Source organism: Ensifer sp. 22460, assembly GCF_052044935.1.
Lineage (GTDB): Bacteria > Pseudomonadota > Alphaproteobacteria > Rhizobiales > Rhizobiaceae > Ensifer.
The window spans coordinates 125,514-140,056 of the sequence record NZ_JBQENZ010000009.1 but is presented as its reverse complement, the minus strand read 5'-3'; the positions used below and the strand labels follow the sequence as shown (position 1 = coordinate 140,056).

Here is a 14,543-nt window from a genome sequence, read left to right as displayed (position 1 = left end):
TCAGGCGACCTTCTCCGTCGCGAGCTTGAGGCCGAGCGCAATGAAAACGACGCCGCTGGCGCGGTCGATCCACTTGCTGGCGCGGGTGAAGGCGGCGCGCATCCGCGGCGTCGTCATGAACAGGCTGACGCCGACGAACCAGAGGATCAGGCAGGTGGCCATGACCAGCCCATAGCCGAACTTGACGAGGATCGGCGTGTGGGCGCTGACGACGGTCGAGAAGATCGACAGGAAGAAGAATACCGGCTTCGGATTGAGCGCATTGGCGGCAAAGCCGAGGCCGAAAGCCTTGGCGGTCGACTGGCCCTTGGCCGGCTCATTGCCTTCCGCGCGCTCGACCTTGATCTCCGTCTGGCCGGCACGGAGCGCCTTGATGCCGATATAGATCAGGTAAGCGACGCCGCACCATTTGACGATGTTGAAGAGGTAGATCGACTGCGAAATGATCAGCCCCAGACCGAGGATCGTGTAAGTCACATGGAACATCAGCGAGGTGCCGATGCCGAAGGACGTGATGATGGCCGGGCGCCGGCCATGCACGATCGACTGGCGCATGACCATGGCCAGATCGGCGCCGGGAGAGACGATCGCAAAGGCGAAGATCGCCATCAGCGATGCGAGTTCTAGGAGATATTGGCTCATGGTTGTGCGACCGGTGCGTTGAAGGCCCAGACGTGGCCGAAGGGATCCTGGATGCGCGCGTAACGTGCGTGCCAGAAGGTATCCTGCGGCTCCAGAACTGTCGATGCCCCGGCGGCGATCGCCCGGTCATAGGCTGCATCGACGTCGGCGGCATCAGGCAGATTGATGTTGATGGCGACGCTCGCACCACCGACCGTCTTCGGCGAAAGAACGTTCGAGCCGAATTCGGGAAATTCGTCGTGCAGCATGATCTCGCCGCCGAAGAGCGCGAGATTGGAATGCATCACGCGCTTGCGATCCTCCGCCAGCTGGCAAAAGGTGTGTTGGGCACCAAAGGCCTTCTCGTAAAAGGCGATCGCCGCCATGCCGTCCTTGACGCAGAGATGCACCTGGATCGGCGGAACGTTTGGTTCGGATGCCATGCGAGTTCCTCCGTTCAGATCAGAATACCCGCAATCATCAGCAGGAGCCCGACCGCCGAAACGGTCCAGACGGCGGAGCGAACCAATCCGAGGCCGCCAATATAAATCGGCAGGTAGGCGGCTCTTGCCCAGAACCAGATCCCCACGCCCCATTGGGTGAGCGGTCCGCTCCGTCCGGAGAATTCTATCACGACCGCAAGGGCGATGAAGACCGGATAGGTCTCGTGAAAATTGCGCAGCGCCCGTCCCGCCCGCCCGGTAAAGACATTGGGCTCCGGCACGACGTCGCGATTGGTATCAGCTTCGATGACGCCGTGCTGCAGGCGATAGGCGCCCGCCTGCGCCATCATATAGGCGAAGGCGAGAACGGCACTCCAGAGCAGGTAGGTCAGTTCGAACGACATCGATGCGATCCGGAGAAGCGCGGCGCAGAAAGAAGCGGGGGCTGCAATCGCCCCCGCCCAACTCTTAGAGATCGAGAACCAGACGCTCCGGATCCTCGAGGCTTTCCTTGACGCGGACGAGGAAGGTCACGGCTTCCTTGCCGTCGACGATGCGGTGATCGTACGAGAGCGCGAGGTACATCATCGGGCGGATGACGACCTGGCCGCCGATGGCGACCGGACGGTCCTGGATCTTGTGCATGCCGAGAATGCCCGACTGCGGCGCGTTGAGGATCGGCGAGGACATCAGCGAACCGTAGACGCCGCCGTTGGAGATGGTGAAGGTACCGCCCTGCATGTCGGCCATCGACAGCGCGCCATCACGCGCAGCCTTGCCGAGACGGCCGATGTCCTTCTCGATCTCGGCGATCGACATCTGGTCGGCATCGCGCACGATCGGAACGACAAGGCCCTTGTCGGTGCCGACGGCGACGCCGATGTGGCAGTAGTTCTTGTAGATGATGTCGGTGCCGTCGATCTCGGCGTTAACAGCCGGGATTTCCTTCAGCGCGTGGGTCACGGCCTTGGTGAAAAAGCCCATGAAGCCGAGCTTCACGCCATGCTTCTTCTCGAAGATGTCCTTGTACTTGTTGCGCAGCGACATGACGGCGCTCATGTCCACCTCGTTGTAGGTGGTGAGCATGGCGGCGGTGTTCTGCGCATCCTTGAGGCGCTTGGCGATCGTCTGGCGCAGGCGGGTCATCTTGACGCGCTCTTCGCGCACGACATCTTCTGCCGTCGACGGCGCACGGGCCTGGACCTTTGCGGGCTCTGCGACAGCAGGGGTCGAGATGCCCTTGGCGACGGCTGCAAGCACGTCACCCTTCAGCACCTGGCCACGCTTGCCGGAGCCATCGAGCTGATCGGCCGACAGGTTGTTTTCGGCGAGCAGCTTCGCGGCAGCCGGTGCCGGCGGCATCGACGAGGCAGCGGGTGCTGCAGCGGCAGCCGGGGCAGCCGGAGCGGCAGCGGCCGGCTCGGCCTTCTTTTCGGCAGCAGCCGCCGGAGCGGCAGCAGCAGCGCCGGCAGCGATCTGGCCGAGCAGCGCGCCGAGACCGACGGTCTCGCCGGCCTGCGCAACGATTTCGGAAAGCGTGCCAGCGGCTGGCGCCGGCACTTCGATCGTCACCTTGTCGGTTTCAAGTTCGAGCAGGGGCTCATCGGCCTTGATGGCATCGCCGACCTTCTTGAACCAGGTGCCGACGGTCGCTTCGCTGACGGATTCGCCGAGGGTGGGAACGCGGATTTCTGTTGCCATGATTTTTGTTCCGTTGATCAGATATCTGTTTCTATTGGCTCAGAGCGTGGGGAGCGTCAGCCCCCCAGCGCGTCCTCGAGGAAGGCGGCAAGCTGCGCCTGGTGCTTCGACATCAGGCCCGTTGCCGGCGAGGCGGCAGCCGGACGGCCGGTGTAGCGCACGCGCTGATACTTGGCGTCGATATGGGCGAGAACCCATTCGAGATAGGGGTCGATGAACGACCAGGCGCCCATGTTCTTCGGCTCTTCCTGGCACCAGACCATCTCCGCGTTGCGGAAGCGGCTGAGCTCGTTGATCAGCGCCTTGGCCGGGAACGGATAGAGCTGTTCGACGCGCAGCAGGTAGACGTCGTCGATGCCGCGCTTCTCGCGCTCTTCGAGCAGGTCGTAGTAGACCTTGCCCGAGCAGAGCACGACGCGACGGATCTTCGAGTCCTTCTGCAGCTTGATCGGACCATCCTTGATCACCTCGGCATCGTCCCACAGCAGGCGGTGGAACGAGCTCTCGCCGGCCATTTCCGACAGACTCGAAACCGCCCGCTTGTGGCGCAGCAGCGACTTCGGCGTCATCAGGACCAGCGGCTTGCGGAAGTCGCGCTTCACCTGCCGGCGCAGGATGTGGAAGTAGTTCGCCGGCGTCGTGACGTTGGCGACCTGCATGTTGTCTTCGGCGCAGAGCTGCAGGAAGCGTTCGAGGCGGGCGGACGAGTGCTCCGGACCCTGGCCCTCATAACCGTGCGGCAGCAGGCAGACGAGACCAGACATGCGCAGCCACTTGCGTTCGCCCGACGAGATGAACTGGTCGAAGACGACCTGTGCACCGTTGGCGAAGTCGCCGAACTGGGCTTCCCAAAGCGTCAACGCGTTCGGACGGGCGAGCGAGTAACCGTATTCGAAGCCGAGGACCGCTTCTTCCGAGAGCATCGAGTTGATGACTTCGTAGCGGGCCTGGGTCGGCGACAGGTTCGCAAGCGGAATGTAGCGCTCTTCGCTCTGCTGATCGTAGAGCACGGAATGACGCTGCGAGAAGGTGCCGCGTTCGCAATCCTGGCCCGAAAGGCGGATCTTGGTGCCTTCGGTGACGAGCGTGCCGAAGGCGAGTGCCTCGGCCATGGCCCAGTCGACGCCTTCGCCGGTCTGGATCATCTGAGCGCGGTTTTCCATGAAGCGCTGGATCGTGCGGTGTGCATTGAAACCGGCCGGGATCTCCGAGATCTTGCGACCGACTTCCTTGAGCTGCTTCATCGGCACCGAGGTCTTGCCGCGGCGCTGTTCGTCCTGGTTGTCGGCCGAGCGCAAGCCCGACCAGACACCATCCAGCCAGTCGGCCTTGTTCGGCTTGTAGGACTGGCCAGCCTCGAACTCCTGCTCGAGGTGAGCGCGCCAGTCGGCCTTCATCTTCTCGACTTCGCCTTCGGACATCAGGCCCTCGGCGACCAGACGGTCGGAGTAGAGCTGGACGACGGTCTTATGGGCGCGGATGACCTTGTACATCTTCGGCTGCGTGAACGCAGGCTCGTCGCCTTCGTTGTGGCCGAAGCGGCGGTAGCAGAACATGTCGATGACGACAGGCTTGTGGAACTTCATCCGGAATTCGGTGGCGATCTTGGCCGCGTAGACGACCGCTTCCGGATCGTCGCCGTTGACGTGGAAGATCGGCGCCTCGATCATCTTGGCGACGTCGGACGGATAGGGCGACGAACGCGAGAAGGCCGGATTGGTGGTGAAGCCAATCTGGTTGTTGATGATGAAATGGACGGTACCGGCAACGCGGTGGCCGCGCAGGCCGGAAAGGCCGAGGATTTCAGCAATCACGCCCTGGCCGGCAAAGGCGGCGTCGCCATGCAGCAAGAGCGGCATGACCTTCGAGCGTTCGCGCAACGGAATGATGTCGCCTTCAAACACGGTCGCCATCTGGTCCTGCTTGGCACGGGCCTTGCCCATGACGACAGGGTTGACGATTTCGAGGTGCGAGGGGTTCGCCGTCAGCGACAGGTGAACCTTGTTGCCATCGAATTCGCGGTCCGAGGAAGCGCCGAGGTGGTACTTCACGTCGCCCGAACCTTCGACGTCGTCAGGCGCGTAGGAGCCGCCCTTGAACTCGTGGAAGATGGCGCGATGCGGCTTGGCCATCACCTGAGACAGCACGTTCAAGCGGCCGCGGTGGGCCATGCCGAGCACGATTTCCTTGAGGCCTTCCTGGCCGCCGCGCTTGATGATCTGCTCGAGTGCCGGGATCAGCGATTCGCCACCGTCGAGACCAAAGCGCTTGGTGCCCTTGTACTTGACGTCGATGAACTGCTCGAAGCCTTCCGACTCGATCAGCTTCTGGAGGATCGCCTTCTTGCCCTCGGGCGTGAACTCGACGCCCTTGTCCGGTCCTTCGATGCGCTCCTGGATCCAGGCCTTCTCTTCCGGGTTGGACATGTGCATGAATTCGACGCCGATCGTCGAGCAGTAGGTGCGCTCGAGGATTTCGACCATTTCGCGAATGCTCGCGTATTCGAGGCCGAGCACGTTGTCGATGAAGATCTTGCGGTCGAGATCCTTCTCCTCAAACCCGTAGTTCGAGGGCGAAAGCTCGTTGTAGTCCTCAACCGGGGCAGCAAGGCCGAGCGGATCGAGCTTGGCATGCAGGTGGCCACGGGCGCGATAGGCGCGGATCATCATGATGGCGCGGACGGAATCGCGCGTCGCCTGAAGGATATCTGCCTCGCTCACGGCAGTGCCGGTGGCGACGGCTGCTTCCTCAGCCTTCGCCTTGACCTTCTTCTCGATGACCTTTTCGACCGTGCCCCAATCGCCGTCCAGCGCGGAGACGAGTTCGCCGTTGGCCGGGATCGGCCAGTTGTTCTTTTTCCAGGAGGCGCCCTTGGCTGCCTTCACCACATCTTCCGGCCGGTCGGCGAGCGCCTTGAAGAAGGCCTGCCATTCGGCCGAGACGGACGCCGGGTCCGTTTCATAGCGTGCTTGGAGCTGCTCGATATAGGCGGCGTTGGCGCCGTCCAGAAACGAAGTGAGCTGGAATTGCTCGTTGGCCTCTTGCCTTGTCATGGTCTCACGCGGACTGTTCTGTCCGCCTCCTGACTGAAGTTGGGTTGCCGGGTATCCCGGTCGTTCATGTTCGTTCGGCGCGGTTGGCGCCTGGCCTTTCCTACGGCGCCGCGCATCAAAGGGACGCGCCGGGATCGCCGTGGCAGTAGATTGCCGCATGTCCTGATCTTCAATCAGCCAAGGAAACACGCGGCAGGCACGCTGTCCGGACCGGAATGGTCCGGCCCGGACAGAAGTCTTGCGATCAGCCCTTGAGGACTTCGACGAGCGTCTTGCCGAGACGGGCCGGCGACGGCGACACGCGGATGCCTGCCTGCTCCATCGCAGCGATCTTGGATTCCGCATCGCCCTTGCCGCCGGAAACGACGGCGCCGGCGTGACCCATGGTGCGGCCCTTCGGCGCGGTACGGCCCGCGATGAAGCCGGCCATCGGCTTCTTGCGGCCCTTCTTGGCTTCGTCGATGAGGAACTGCGCCGCATCCTCTTCGGCCGAGCCGCCGATTTCGCCGATCATGATGATCGAGGTCGTGGCCTCGTCCGCCAGGAACATCTCCAGCACGTCGATGAACTCGGTGCCCTTGACCGGGTCGCCGCCGATGCCGACGGCCGTCGTCTGGCCGAGGCCTTCGTTGGAGGTCTGGAACACGGCTTCATAGGTCAACGTACCGGAGCGCGAAACGATGCCGACCGAACCCTTGCGGAAGATCGAGCCCGGCATGATGCCGATCTTGCATTCTTCCGGCGTCAGGATACCGGGGCAGTTCGGGCCGAGCAGGCGCGACTTGGAGCGGTCGAGACGAGCCTTGACGCGCACCATGTCGGCAACCGGGATGCCTTCGGTAATGCAGGTGATGAACGGGATTTCCGCATCGATCGCCTCGATGATCGCGTCCGCGGCGCCTGCCGGCGGAACATAGATCACGGATGCGTCCGCACCGGTCTTTTCACGGCCTTCGGCAACCGACGCGAAGATCGGCAGGGTTTCGCCCTTGGAGCCGGTCCAGGTTTCGCCACCCTTCTTCGGGTGAATGCCGCCGACCATCTGCGTGCCGTAATAGGCAAGCGCCTGTTCGGTATGGAAGGTGCCGGTCTTGCCGGTCAGGCCCTGAACGAGGACCTTGGTGTTCTTATTGACGAGAATCGACATGAGGTCTGGTCCTTCAGTTAGCCGTTGATCGCGGCGACGATCTTCTTGGCAGCGTCATCCAGATCGTCGGCGGCGGTGATCGCCAGGCCGGATTCGTTCAGGATCTTCTTGCCAAGCTCGACATTCGTGCCTTCGAGACGAACGACCAGCGGAACCTTGAGGCCGACTTCCTGCACGGCCGCAACGACACCTTCAGCGATGACATCGCACTTCATGATGCCGCCGAAGATGTTGACGAGGATACCCTCGACCTTCGGGTCGGCGGTGATGATCTTGAAGGCTGCCGCAACCTTCTCCTTGCCGGCGCCGCCGCCGACGTCACAGAAGTTCGCCGGCTCCTTGCCGTAGAGCTTGATGATGTCCATCGTCGCCATCGCAAGGCCGGCGCCGTTGACCATGCAGCCGATGTTGCCGTCGAGCGCGACATAGGCGAGGTCCCACTTGGAGGCCTCGATTTCCTTGGCGTCTTCTTCGGTTTCGTCGCGCAGTGCCTTGATGTCGTCGTGGCGGAAGAGCGCGTTGCCGTCGAACGAGACCTTGGCGTCGAGAACGCGCACGCGGCCGTTCTTCATGACGATCAGCGGGTTGATCTCGAGCAGGCTCATGTCCTTCTCGACAAAGGCCTTGTAGAGGATCGGGAAGAGCTTTTCGGCATCAGCCTTGGCTTCGCCTTCGAGCTTCAGGGCCGAGGTGAGCTTGGCGAGATCAGCGGCGGTGACGCCGGCTTCCGGGTTGATCGCGACGTTGACGATCTTTTCCGGCGTGTCGTGCGCAACAGCCTCGATGTCCATGCCGCCTTCGGTCGAAACGACGAAGGCAACCTGGCCGACCGAGCGGTCGACGAGCAGCGACAGATAGAGTTCGCGGTCGATGTCGGCGCCATCCTCGATATAGAGGCGGTTCACCTGCTTGCCGGCAGGGCCGGTCTGCGCAGTGACGAGCGTGTTGCCGAGCATGTCCTTGGCATGAGCCTTGGCTTCATCGATCGAGAAGGCAAGACGAACGCCGCCCTTGGCGTCGGCGGAAAGTTCCTTGAACTTGCCCTTGCCGCGGCCGCCAGCATGGATCTGGCTCTTGACCACGTAGAGCGGGCCCGGGAGCTTCTTGGCAGCGGCTTCTGCCTCTTCTGCGGAGAAGATCGCGACACCTTCCGCGACCGGCGCGCCATAGCTCTTCAGGAGAGCCTTGGCCTGATATTCATGAATGTTCATGGTGTTTTTCCTGTCTGGAGCATTCTGCAGACAGGTGAAACACCTGCCGTCGCACAAATGCGGCAAAAACAAAGAGGTTGAGCGGATGCCAGCATCCGCTCAACGGGACGCGATTACTGCTTCAGGCTCGGCGCAATGCCGATGCAGGCTTCGCAAAGGCCAGCGACCGAAGCGACCGACTTGTCGAACGCTTCCTTCTCGGCCTTGTTGAGATCGATCTCGATGATGCGCTCGACGCCGCCGGCGCCGATGACCGTCGGAACGCCGACATACATGTCCTTGACGCCGTACTGGCCGGTCAGATGCGCGGCGCAGGGCAGCACGCGCTTCTTGTCCTTGAGGTAGGCTTCCGCCATCTCGATCGCCGAAGCGGCCGGAGCGTAGTAGGCCGAGCCGGTCTTGAGCAGGCCGACGATTTCAGCGCCGCCGTCACGGGTGCGCTGGACGATTTCTTCGAGGCGCTCCTTGGTGAGCCAGCCCATCTGCACGAGGTCGGTCAGCGGGATGCCGGCAACGGTCGAGTAGCGGGCGAGCGGCACCATGGTGTCGCCGTGGCCGCCGAGAACGAAGGCGGTGACGTCCTGGACCGAAACGTTGAATTCCTGGGAAAGGAACAGGCGGAAGCGCGCGCTGTCGAGAACGCCGGCCATGCCGACGACCTTGTTCTTCGGCAGGCCCGAGAACTTCTGCAGCGCCCAGACCATGGCGTCGAGCGGGTTAGTGATGCAGATGACGAAGGCGTTCGGAGCGTACTTTTTGATGCCGGCGCCGACCTGTTCCATGACCTTGAGGTTGATGCCGAGCAGATCGTCGCGGCTCATGCCGGGCTTGCGGGCAACGCCGGCGGTGACGATGCAGACATCGGCGCCTTCGATGGCGGCGTAGTCGCTGGCACCCGTCAGGTTCGCGTCGAAACCTTCGACCGGGGAGGACTGGCCGATGTCGAGACCCTTGCCCTGGGGGATGCCGTCGGCAATGTCGAAGAGGACGATGTCGCCCAGTTCCTTCAGGCCGGCGAGATGCGCCAGCGTGCCACCAATCATCCCTGAACCGATAAGTGCGATCTTGTTGCGAGCCATGAAAGTGCTTCCTTTGTGATCCCAATATGATCAAGGCCTGAAACGCGGCAAACGCCAAACCTTCGCCGAAAGCCATTAAACGGCAAATGGTAAAATATCAAACGATACTTTTGGATGAAGCAATTTCAATCGGTTAGATCATAAAAGTCTTACGTAAACGTAAGACTTTCCGTCACAACCGCGTCACGAAACGGTCCGATTGGCGGGGTGTTCGGCGGCATATTCCTCGCTTTGCATCTCGATCAGACGCGAAACCGTGCGGTCGAACTCGAAGCCTTCCGTACCCTTCTTCTGGGTCAGGAGATCCTGTGGCTCGGCCGCGGCCGACGCGAACAATCGGGCGCCATTGTCGTAGAGCGTGTCGACCAGAAGGATGAAGCGCTTGGTCTCGTTGCGCATATGGGGTCCCAGATGCGGCACGTGGTCGACGAAGATCGTCGAGTAACGCTCGAGGATTGCCAGATAATCGGCAGCACCCAGTGGCTGCTGGCAGAGATCGGCGAACGCAAAGCGGGCGCTCTGCCCGGCGGCAGCCGGCACATGGATCTTGCGGCCCTTGCGCGGCACTTCGGCCGGAGCAACAGCCTCGTTGCGGGTTTCCCGCATCCAGGCGCGCGCCATCGCCGCATCCGCCTCCGGGCCGAGCGGCGAAAGCCACACCGGACTTCCGTCCGTCTTCGTGAGGCGATAGTCGGTATCCGTGTCCAAGGAAATGACCTCGGCATTCGCCTTGAGCAGATCGATGAAGGGCAGGAACAGGCCGCGATTGAGGCCGTCACGATAGAGATCGTCAGGCGCCACGTTCGACGTCGCGATCAGCACGCAGCCCTTTGCGAAAAGCTCGCCGAAGAGCCGCCCAAGGATCATCGCGTCGGCAATATCGGTCACCGAAAACTCATCGAAGCAGAGCAGCCGGGCCTCGCCGAAAAGCTCCGAGGCGACGGGCGGGATCGGATCGGCCTGTTTCGTCTCGCCGTTCTTCAGCTTCTGGCGGTGCTTGTAGATGCGCTCGTGCACATCGGCCATGAACTCGTGGAAATGCGCCCGACGCTTGCGCTGGATCGGCACGGTATCGAAGAACAGGTCCATCAGCATGGTCTTGCCACGCCCGACGCCGCCATGGATGTAGAGACCCTTTACCGGCGGATGGTCCTTCTTGCGCGAGGCGAACAGCCAGCCGAGCGCATTGGTCTTGCGCGACGGGCGGCTGGCGAGCAGCTCTGCGGAAAGATGATCGAAACGCCGCGCAATCGTAAACTGTGCGGGGTCGCGCTTACGCTCGCCACTCGTAACGAGCGCTTCGAGCTTGCGGTAGATACTGTCGTCAGGATTGAGCACGTCTCACCCGAGAGGAGCCGGAAAACAAAAGCCCGGCGCGAGACCGGGCTGGAAAAGCGTCAGCGGCTGAGGCTGACCGGCTGGCCGCCATTGGTCGAGCCGTCGAACCGGGCGTCGGCCGTCTTGTAGAGACGGGCGATGGCGTTGCCGCTGCGGTCCTTCAGAACCACCTGCTTGCCGGCCACTTCCCAGGAGCCCATGGTCGTCAGCTCACCGGCGCAGCCACGGGTGCCGCCGCGCGAGCCGGAGCCGAGATTGGTGAGTGTCAGGAACATGTCACAGGAGGAGCCGGCGCTCGAGACGCGCCAGTTGCCAACCATCGATTCCTTGGTGACGTCGAGCCCGCCTCCTGCAGCCGCGGCGACCTGCGTGCCGGGCTGCTGAACACCGCCGCCGGCGATCGCCGTGCCGCTCGCCGGTGCAGCCGGGAATTGCGAGGTGTTGCCGCTCGGCGCCGGAAGCTGATTGGACGAAACCGAGGGAACCGGTGCGGCCTGGATGGGAGCGGGTGAAACATCCTGGGAACCGAAACCGCCCATCGATGTTCTTTGGCATCCGGTCAGCGCAAGCACAACTGCCAGCCCCGCCGCCGCATGAATAACCCGCATATCCCTACTCCTGTTCGTGTCCGCGAACCATGATGCAACGCGACAATATAGGCCGAAATACAGCAAATCCACCTGACAAATCAAGCGACGACGATTCCTTGCGACCTGTTGCAGGATTGAAACGTCCTGACAGCCCGGCTGCAAGACGCATGCTCGGCGCGGTTATCGCCACATTGCCAATCACCGATCCCCTGTCGCCGCGGCACAATCACGAATTGTCGATCGCCGTTTCACCGATGACATCAAAAAGAAAACGGCGAGCCAAGGCTCGCCGTCTCCTGAACTTCGTTTCCAATCCGGCCGGTCAGACGCGGCGCTCGACCAGCATCTTCTTGATTTCGCCGATCGCCTTCGCCGGGTTCAGGCCCTTCGGACAGGCCTGGGCGCAGTTCATGATCGTGTGGCAGCGGTAGAGGCGGAAGGGGTCCTCGAGATTGTCGAGACGCTCGCCGGTCGCTTCGTCGCGGCTGTCGATCAGCCAGCGATAGGCCTGCAGCAGCACGGCCGGACCGAGGTAGCGGTCGCCGTTCCACCAATAGCTCGGACAGGAGGTCGAGCAGCAGGCGCACAGAATGCACTCGTAGAGGCCGTCGAGTTTCAGGCGGTCCTCGTGGCTCTGCTTCCATTCCTTGGCCGGCGTCGGCGACACCGTCTTCAGCCAGGGCTCGATCGAGCGGTGCTGGGCGTAGAAGTTGGTGAGGTCCGGCACAAGGTCCTTGACGACAGGCATGTGCGGCAGCGGATAAACCTTCACCGTGCCCTTCACCTCGTCCATGCCCTTGGTGCAGGCGAGCGTGTTGGTGCCGTCGATGTTCATGGCGCAGGAGCCGCAGATGCCTTCGCGGCAGGAGCGGCGCAGCGTCAGCGTCGGGTCGATCTTGTTCTTGATGTAGAGCAGACCGTCGAGCACCATCGGGCCGCAATCGTCGACATCAATGTAGAAGGTGTCGATGCGCGGATTGGCGCCGTCATCCGGGTTCCAGCGGTAGATGCGGTATTCGCGAACGTTGGTCGCGCCCTGCGGCTTCGGCCAGACCTTGCCTTCCGTCATCTGCGAGTTCTTGGGGAGAGCGAGTTCAACCATGTGGCTTATTCCTCAAGATCAGTAGACGCGCGCCTTCGGCTCGATCTTCTTGGGATCGATGCCGTCGGCAATCAGGTCGGTATGAACGGGGCGGTAGTCGAGCTTGACGTCGCCGGCTTCGTTGACCCAGGCAAGCGTGTGCTTGCGCCAGTTGACGTCGTCGCGGCCGCCGAGAGCGCCTTCGGTGAAGTCCTCGCGGGCGTGCGACCCACGGCTCTCCTTGCGCGCTTCGGCGCCGTAGATCGTCGTGATGGCGTTGGCCATGAGGTTTTCGAGTTCCAGCGTCTCGACGAGGTCGGAGTTCCAGATCATCGAGCGGTCGGTGACCTTGATATCAGGCAGCTCCTTCCAGATCGCCGAGATGCGCTTGCAGCCCGATTCCAGCGATTCCTGGGTGCGGAACACGGCCGCGTCTTCCTGCATGGCGCGCTGCATCTTTTCGCGCAGCACCGCCGTCGGCGTGCTGCCATTGGCGTTACGCAGGCGGTCGAAGCGGTCCATGATCCGGTCGCAGGCGGCCTTGTTGAGCTCCGGCACCGCCTCGTTGCGGTCGATCACCTGGCCGGCGCGGATGGCAGCGGCGCGGCCGAAGACCACGAGGTCGATCAGCGAGTTGGAACCGAGACGGTTGGCACCGTGCACCGAGGCGCAGCCGGCTTCGCCGACGGCCATCAGGCCGGGCGCGATGCGCTCCGGGTTTTGGGCATCGGCGTTCAGGACTTCGCCCCAGTAGTTGGTCGGCACGCCGCCCATGTTGTAGTGCACCGTCGGCAGAACCGGGATCGGCTCGCGCGTCACATCGACGCCGGCAAAGATCTTCGCCGATTCCGAGATGCCCGGCAGGCGCTCGTGCAGGACCGCCGGATCCAGGTGGTCGAGGTGCAGGAAGATGTGGTCCTTGTTCTTGCCGACGCCGCGGCCTTCGCGGATTTCCATCGTCATGCAGCGCGATACGACGTCACGCGAGGCAAGGTCCTTGGCCGAGGGCGCGTAGCGCTCCATGAAGCGCTCGCCTTCGGAGTTGACGAGGTAACCGCCTTCGCCGCGTGCGCCTTCGGTGATCAGGCAGCCCGCGCCGTAGATGCCGGTCGGGTGGAACTGGACGAATTCCATGTCCTGCAGCGGCAGGCCGGCGCGCGCGATCATACCACCGCCGTCACCAGTGCAGGTGTGCGCAGAGGTCGCCGAGAAATAGGCGCGGCCGTAGCCGCCGGTCGCCAGCACCACCATCTTGGCGGAAAAGCGATGGATCGTACCGTCGTCGAGGTTCCAGGCGACGACGCCGGTGCAGCGGCCGTCATCCGACATGATCAGGTCGAGCGCGAAATACTCGATGAAGAACTCGGCATTGTTCTTGAGCGACTGGCCATAGAGCGTGTGCAGGATCGCGTGGCCGGTACGGTCGGCAGCAGCACAGGTGCGCTGAACCGGCGGGCCTTCGCCGTAGTTCTGCATGTGGCCGCCGAAGGGCCGCTGGTAGATCTTGCCTTCGGCATTGCGCGAGAAAGGCACGCCGTAGTGCTCGAGCTCATAGACCGCCTTCGGCGCTTCCATGGCGAGATACTGCATGGCGTCGACGTCGCCGAGCCAATCGGAACCCTTGACGGTGTCGTAGAGGTGCCACTGCCAGCTGTCCGGCGTCATGTTCTGCAGCGAGGCAGCGATGCCGCCCTGGGCGGCAACCGTGTGCGAGCGGGTCGGGAAGACCTTGGTGATGCAGGCGGTCTTCAGACCCTGCTCTGCCATGCCGAGGGTGGCACGCAGACCGGCGCCGCCGGCGCCGACGACGACGACGTCGAAGGCGTGATCGACATATTCATAGGCCTTGCCGTTTGCAGCGGGTGAACTGTTCGATGCCATGGCGAAATTACCCTGCAAAAGCGATCTTCAGGATGGCGAAGAGACAGAGCCCACCAACCGCGATCGTGAAAAATGTATTGAGCATGAGAAGGACGATCTTCATGCCTTCGCCATGCACGTAGTCTTCGACGATCACCTGCATGCCGAGCCGCATGTGGATGAGGCCCGAGAGCACGACAAGAGCCATGACGACGGCGATGAAGGGGTTCGCAAGCGCGGCGACGACGTCCGCGTGGGGCGCACCGGCGTAGCGAACGAGGAAGAGGACGAAGAAGATCAACAGCGGAACGTTGGCGACCGCCGTCAGGCGCTGGCGCCAGAAGTGATCGGTGCCTTCCTTGGCCGAACCGAGGCCGCGGACTTTGCCGAGAGGTGTGCGCATATCCATGGGTGTCTTT

Annotated in this window: 13 protein-coding genes; all 13 read right to left on the bottom strand. The window is 62.7% G+C overall.

The window, feature by feature from the left end:
• Positions 1 to 642, bottom strand: coding sequence for a LysE family translocator (locus ACTJKM_RS13835; protein ID WP_093233128.1), 642 nt, complete (start codon positions 640 to 642; stop codon positions 1 to 3).
• The gene (locus ACTJKM_RS13830) at positions 639 to 1,064 is read right to left on the bottom strand and encodes a VOC family protein (RefSeq protein ID WP_058321729.1); all 426 of its coding nucleotides are present in this window, start codon (positions 1,062 to 1,064) and stop codon (positions 639 to 641) included. Before ACTJKM_RS13830 ends, ACTJKM_RS13835 begins: the two co-directional genes overlap by 4 nt.
• A gap of 14 nt (positions 1,065 to 1,078) precedes the next feature.
• On the bottom strand, positions 1,079 to 1,468 hold the full coding sequence (locus tag ACTJKM_RS13825; RefSeq protein ID WP_057255006.1) for an MAPEG family protein: 390 nt from the start codon (positions 1,466 to 1,468) through the stop codon (positions 1,079 to 1,081).
• Positions 1,469 to 1,532: 64 nt separating this feature from the next.
• On the bottom strand, positions 1,533 to 2,765 hold the full coding sequence (gene odhB / locus ACTJKM_RS13820; RefSeq protein ID WP_057255005.1) for a 2-oxoglutarate dehydrogenase complex dihydrolipoyllysine-residue succinyltransferase: 1,233 nt from the start codon (positions 2,763 to 2,765) through the stop codon (positions 1,533 to 1,535).
• Between the two features lie 56 nt (positions 2,766 to 2,821).
• Complete coding sequence (locus ACTJKM_RS13815) at positions 2,822 to 5,818, bottom strand: 2-oxoglutarate dehydrogenase E1 component (protein WP_113398397.1); 2,997 nt, start codon at positions 5,816 to 5,818, stop codon at positions 2,822 to 2,824.
• A gap of 244 nt (positions 5,819 to 6,062) precedes the next feature.
• Complete coding sequence (gene sucD, locus ACTJKM_RS13810; protein ID WP_058321727.1) at positions 6,063 to 6,965, bottom strand: succinate--CoA ligase subunit alpha; 903 nt, start codon at positions 6,963 to 6,965, stop codon at positions 6,063 to 6,065.
• A gap of 17 nt (positions 6,966 to 6,982) precedes the next feature.
• Complete coding sequence (gene sucC / locus ACTJKM_RS13805; protein ID WP_057255002.1) at positions 6,983 to 8,176, bottom strand: ADP-forming succinate--CoA ligase subunit beta; 1,194 nt, start codon at positions 8,174 to 8,176, stop codon at positions 6,983 to 6,985.
• Positions 8,177 to 8,289: 113 nt separating this feature from the next.
• The gene (gene mdh, locus ACTJKM_RS13800) at positions 8,290 to 9,255 is read right to left on the bottom strand and encodes a malate dehydrogenase (protein ID WP_057255001.1); all 966 of its coding nucleotides are present in this window, start codon (positions 9,253 to 9,255) and stop codon (positions 8,290 to 8,292) included.
• 183 nt (positions 9,256 to 9,438) lie between these two features.
• Positions 9,439 to 10,593, bottom strand: a complete 1,155-nt coding sequence (zapE, locus tag ACTJKM_RS13795) for a cell division protein ZapE (RefSeq protein ID WP_057255000.1) — start codon at positions 10,591 to 10,593, stop codon at positions 9,439 to 9,441.
• Positions 10,594 to 10,652: 59 nt separating this feature from the next.
• A complete protein-coding gene (locus ACTJKM_RS13790) occupies positions 10,653 to 11,201 on the bottom strand; it encodes a protease inhibitor Inh/omp19 family protein (protein WP_057254999.1) in 549 nt (182 codons plus the stop codon).
• Between the two features lie 304 nt (positions 11,202 to 11,505).
• On the bottom strand, positions 11,506 to 12,285 hold the full coding sequence (locus ACTJKM_RS13785; protein WP_057254998.1) for a succinate dehydrogenase iron-sulfur subunit: 780 nt from the start codon (positions 12,283 to 12,285) through the stop codon (positions 11,506 to 11,508).
• Between the two features lie 18 nt (positions 12,286 to 12,303).
• On the bottom strand, positions 12,304 to 14,145 hold the full coding sequence (gene sdhA / locus ACTJKM_RS13780; RefSeq protein WP_057254997.1) for a succinate dehydrogenase flavoprotein subunit: 1,842 nt from the start codon (positions 14,143 to 14,145) through the stop codon (positions 12,304 to 12,306).
• A 7-nt stretch (positions 14,146 to 14,152) separates the two neighbouring features.
• Entirely contained in the window at positions 14,153 to 14,533 is a 381-nt protein-coding gene (gene sdhD, locus ACTJKM_RS13775) for a succinate dehydrogenase, hydrophobic membrane anchor protein (RefSeq protein ID WP_440660495.1), read from the bottom strand.
• Positions 14,534 to 14,543 lie beyond the last annotated feature (10 nt).

Bases quoted from the DNA above. Each gene is read 5' to 3' on its own strand.
- ACTJKM_RS13835 (WP_093233128.1), bottom strand. From the start codon at position 642: ATGAGCCAATATCTCCTAGAACTCGCATCGCTGATGGCGATCTTCGCC.
- ACTJKM_RS13830 (WP_058321729.1), bottom strand. From the start codon at position 1,064: ATGGCATCCGAACCAAACGTTCCGCCGATCCAGGTGCATCTCTGCGTC.
- ACTJKM_RS13825 (WP_057255006.1), bottom strand. From the start codon at position 1,468: ATGTCGTTCGAACTGACCTACCTGCTCTGGAGTGCCGTTCTCGCCTTC.
- odhB (WP_057255005.1), bottom strand. From the start codon at position 2,765: ATGGCAACAGAAATCCGCGTTCCCACCCTCGGCGAATCCGTCAGCGAA.
- ACTJKM_RS13815 (WP_113398397.1), bottom strand. From the start codon at position 5,818: ATGACAAGGCAAGAGGCCAACGAGCAATTCCAGCTCACTTCGTTTCTG.
- sucD (WP_058321727.1), bottom strand. From the start codon at position 6,965: ATGTCGATTCTCGTCAATAAGAACACCAAGGTCCTCGTTCAGGGCCTG.
- sucC (WP_057255002.1), bottom strand. From the start codon at position 8,176: ATGAACATTCATGAATATCAGGCCAAGGCTCTCCTGAAGAGCTATGGC.
- mdh (WP_057255001.1), bottom strand. From the start codon at position 9,255: ATGGCTCGCAACAAGATCGCACTTATCGGTTCAGGGATGATTGGTGGC.
- ACTJKM_RS13790 (WP_057254999.1), bottom strand. From the start codon at position 11,201: ATGCGGGTTATTCATGCGGCGGCGGGGCTGGCAGTTGTGCTTGCGCTG.
- ACTJKM_RS13785 (WP_057254998.1), bottom strand. From the start codon at position 12,285: ATGGTTGAACTCGCTCTCCCCAAGAACTCGCAGATGACGGAAGGCAAG.
- sdhA (WP_057254997.1), bottom strand. From the start codon at position 14,145: ATGGCATCGAACAGTTCACCCGCTGCAAACGGCAAGGCCTATGAATAT.
- sdhD (WP_440660495.1), bottom strand. From the start codon at position 14,533: ATGGATATGCGCACACCTCTCGGCAAAGTCCGCGGCCTCGGTTCGGCC.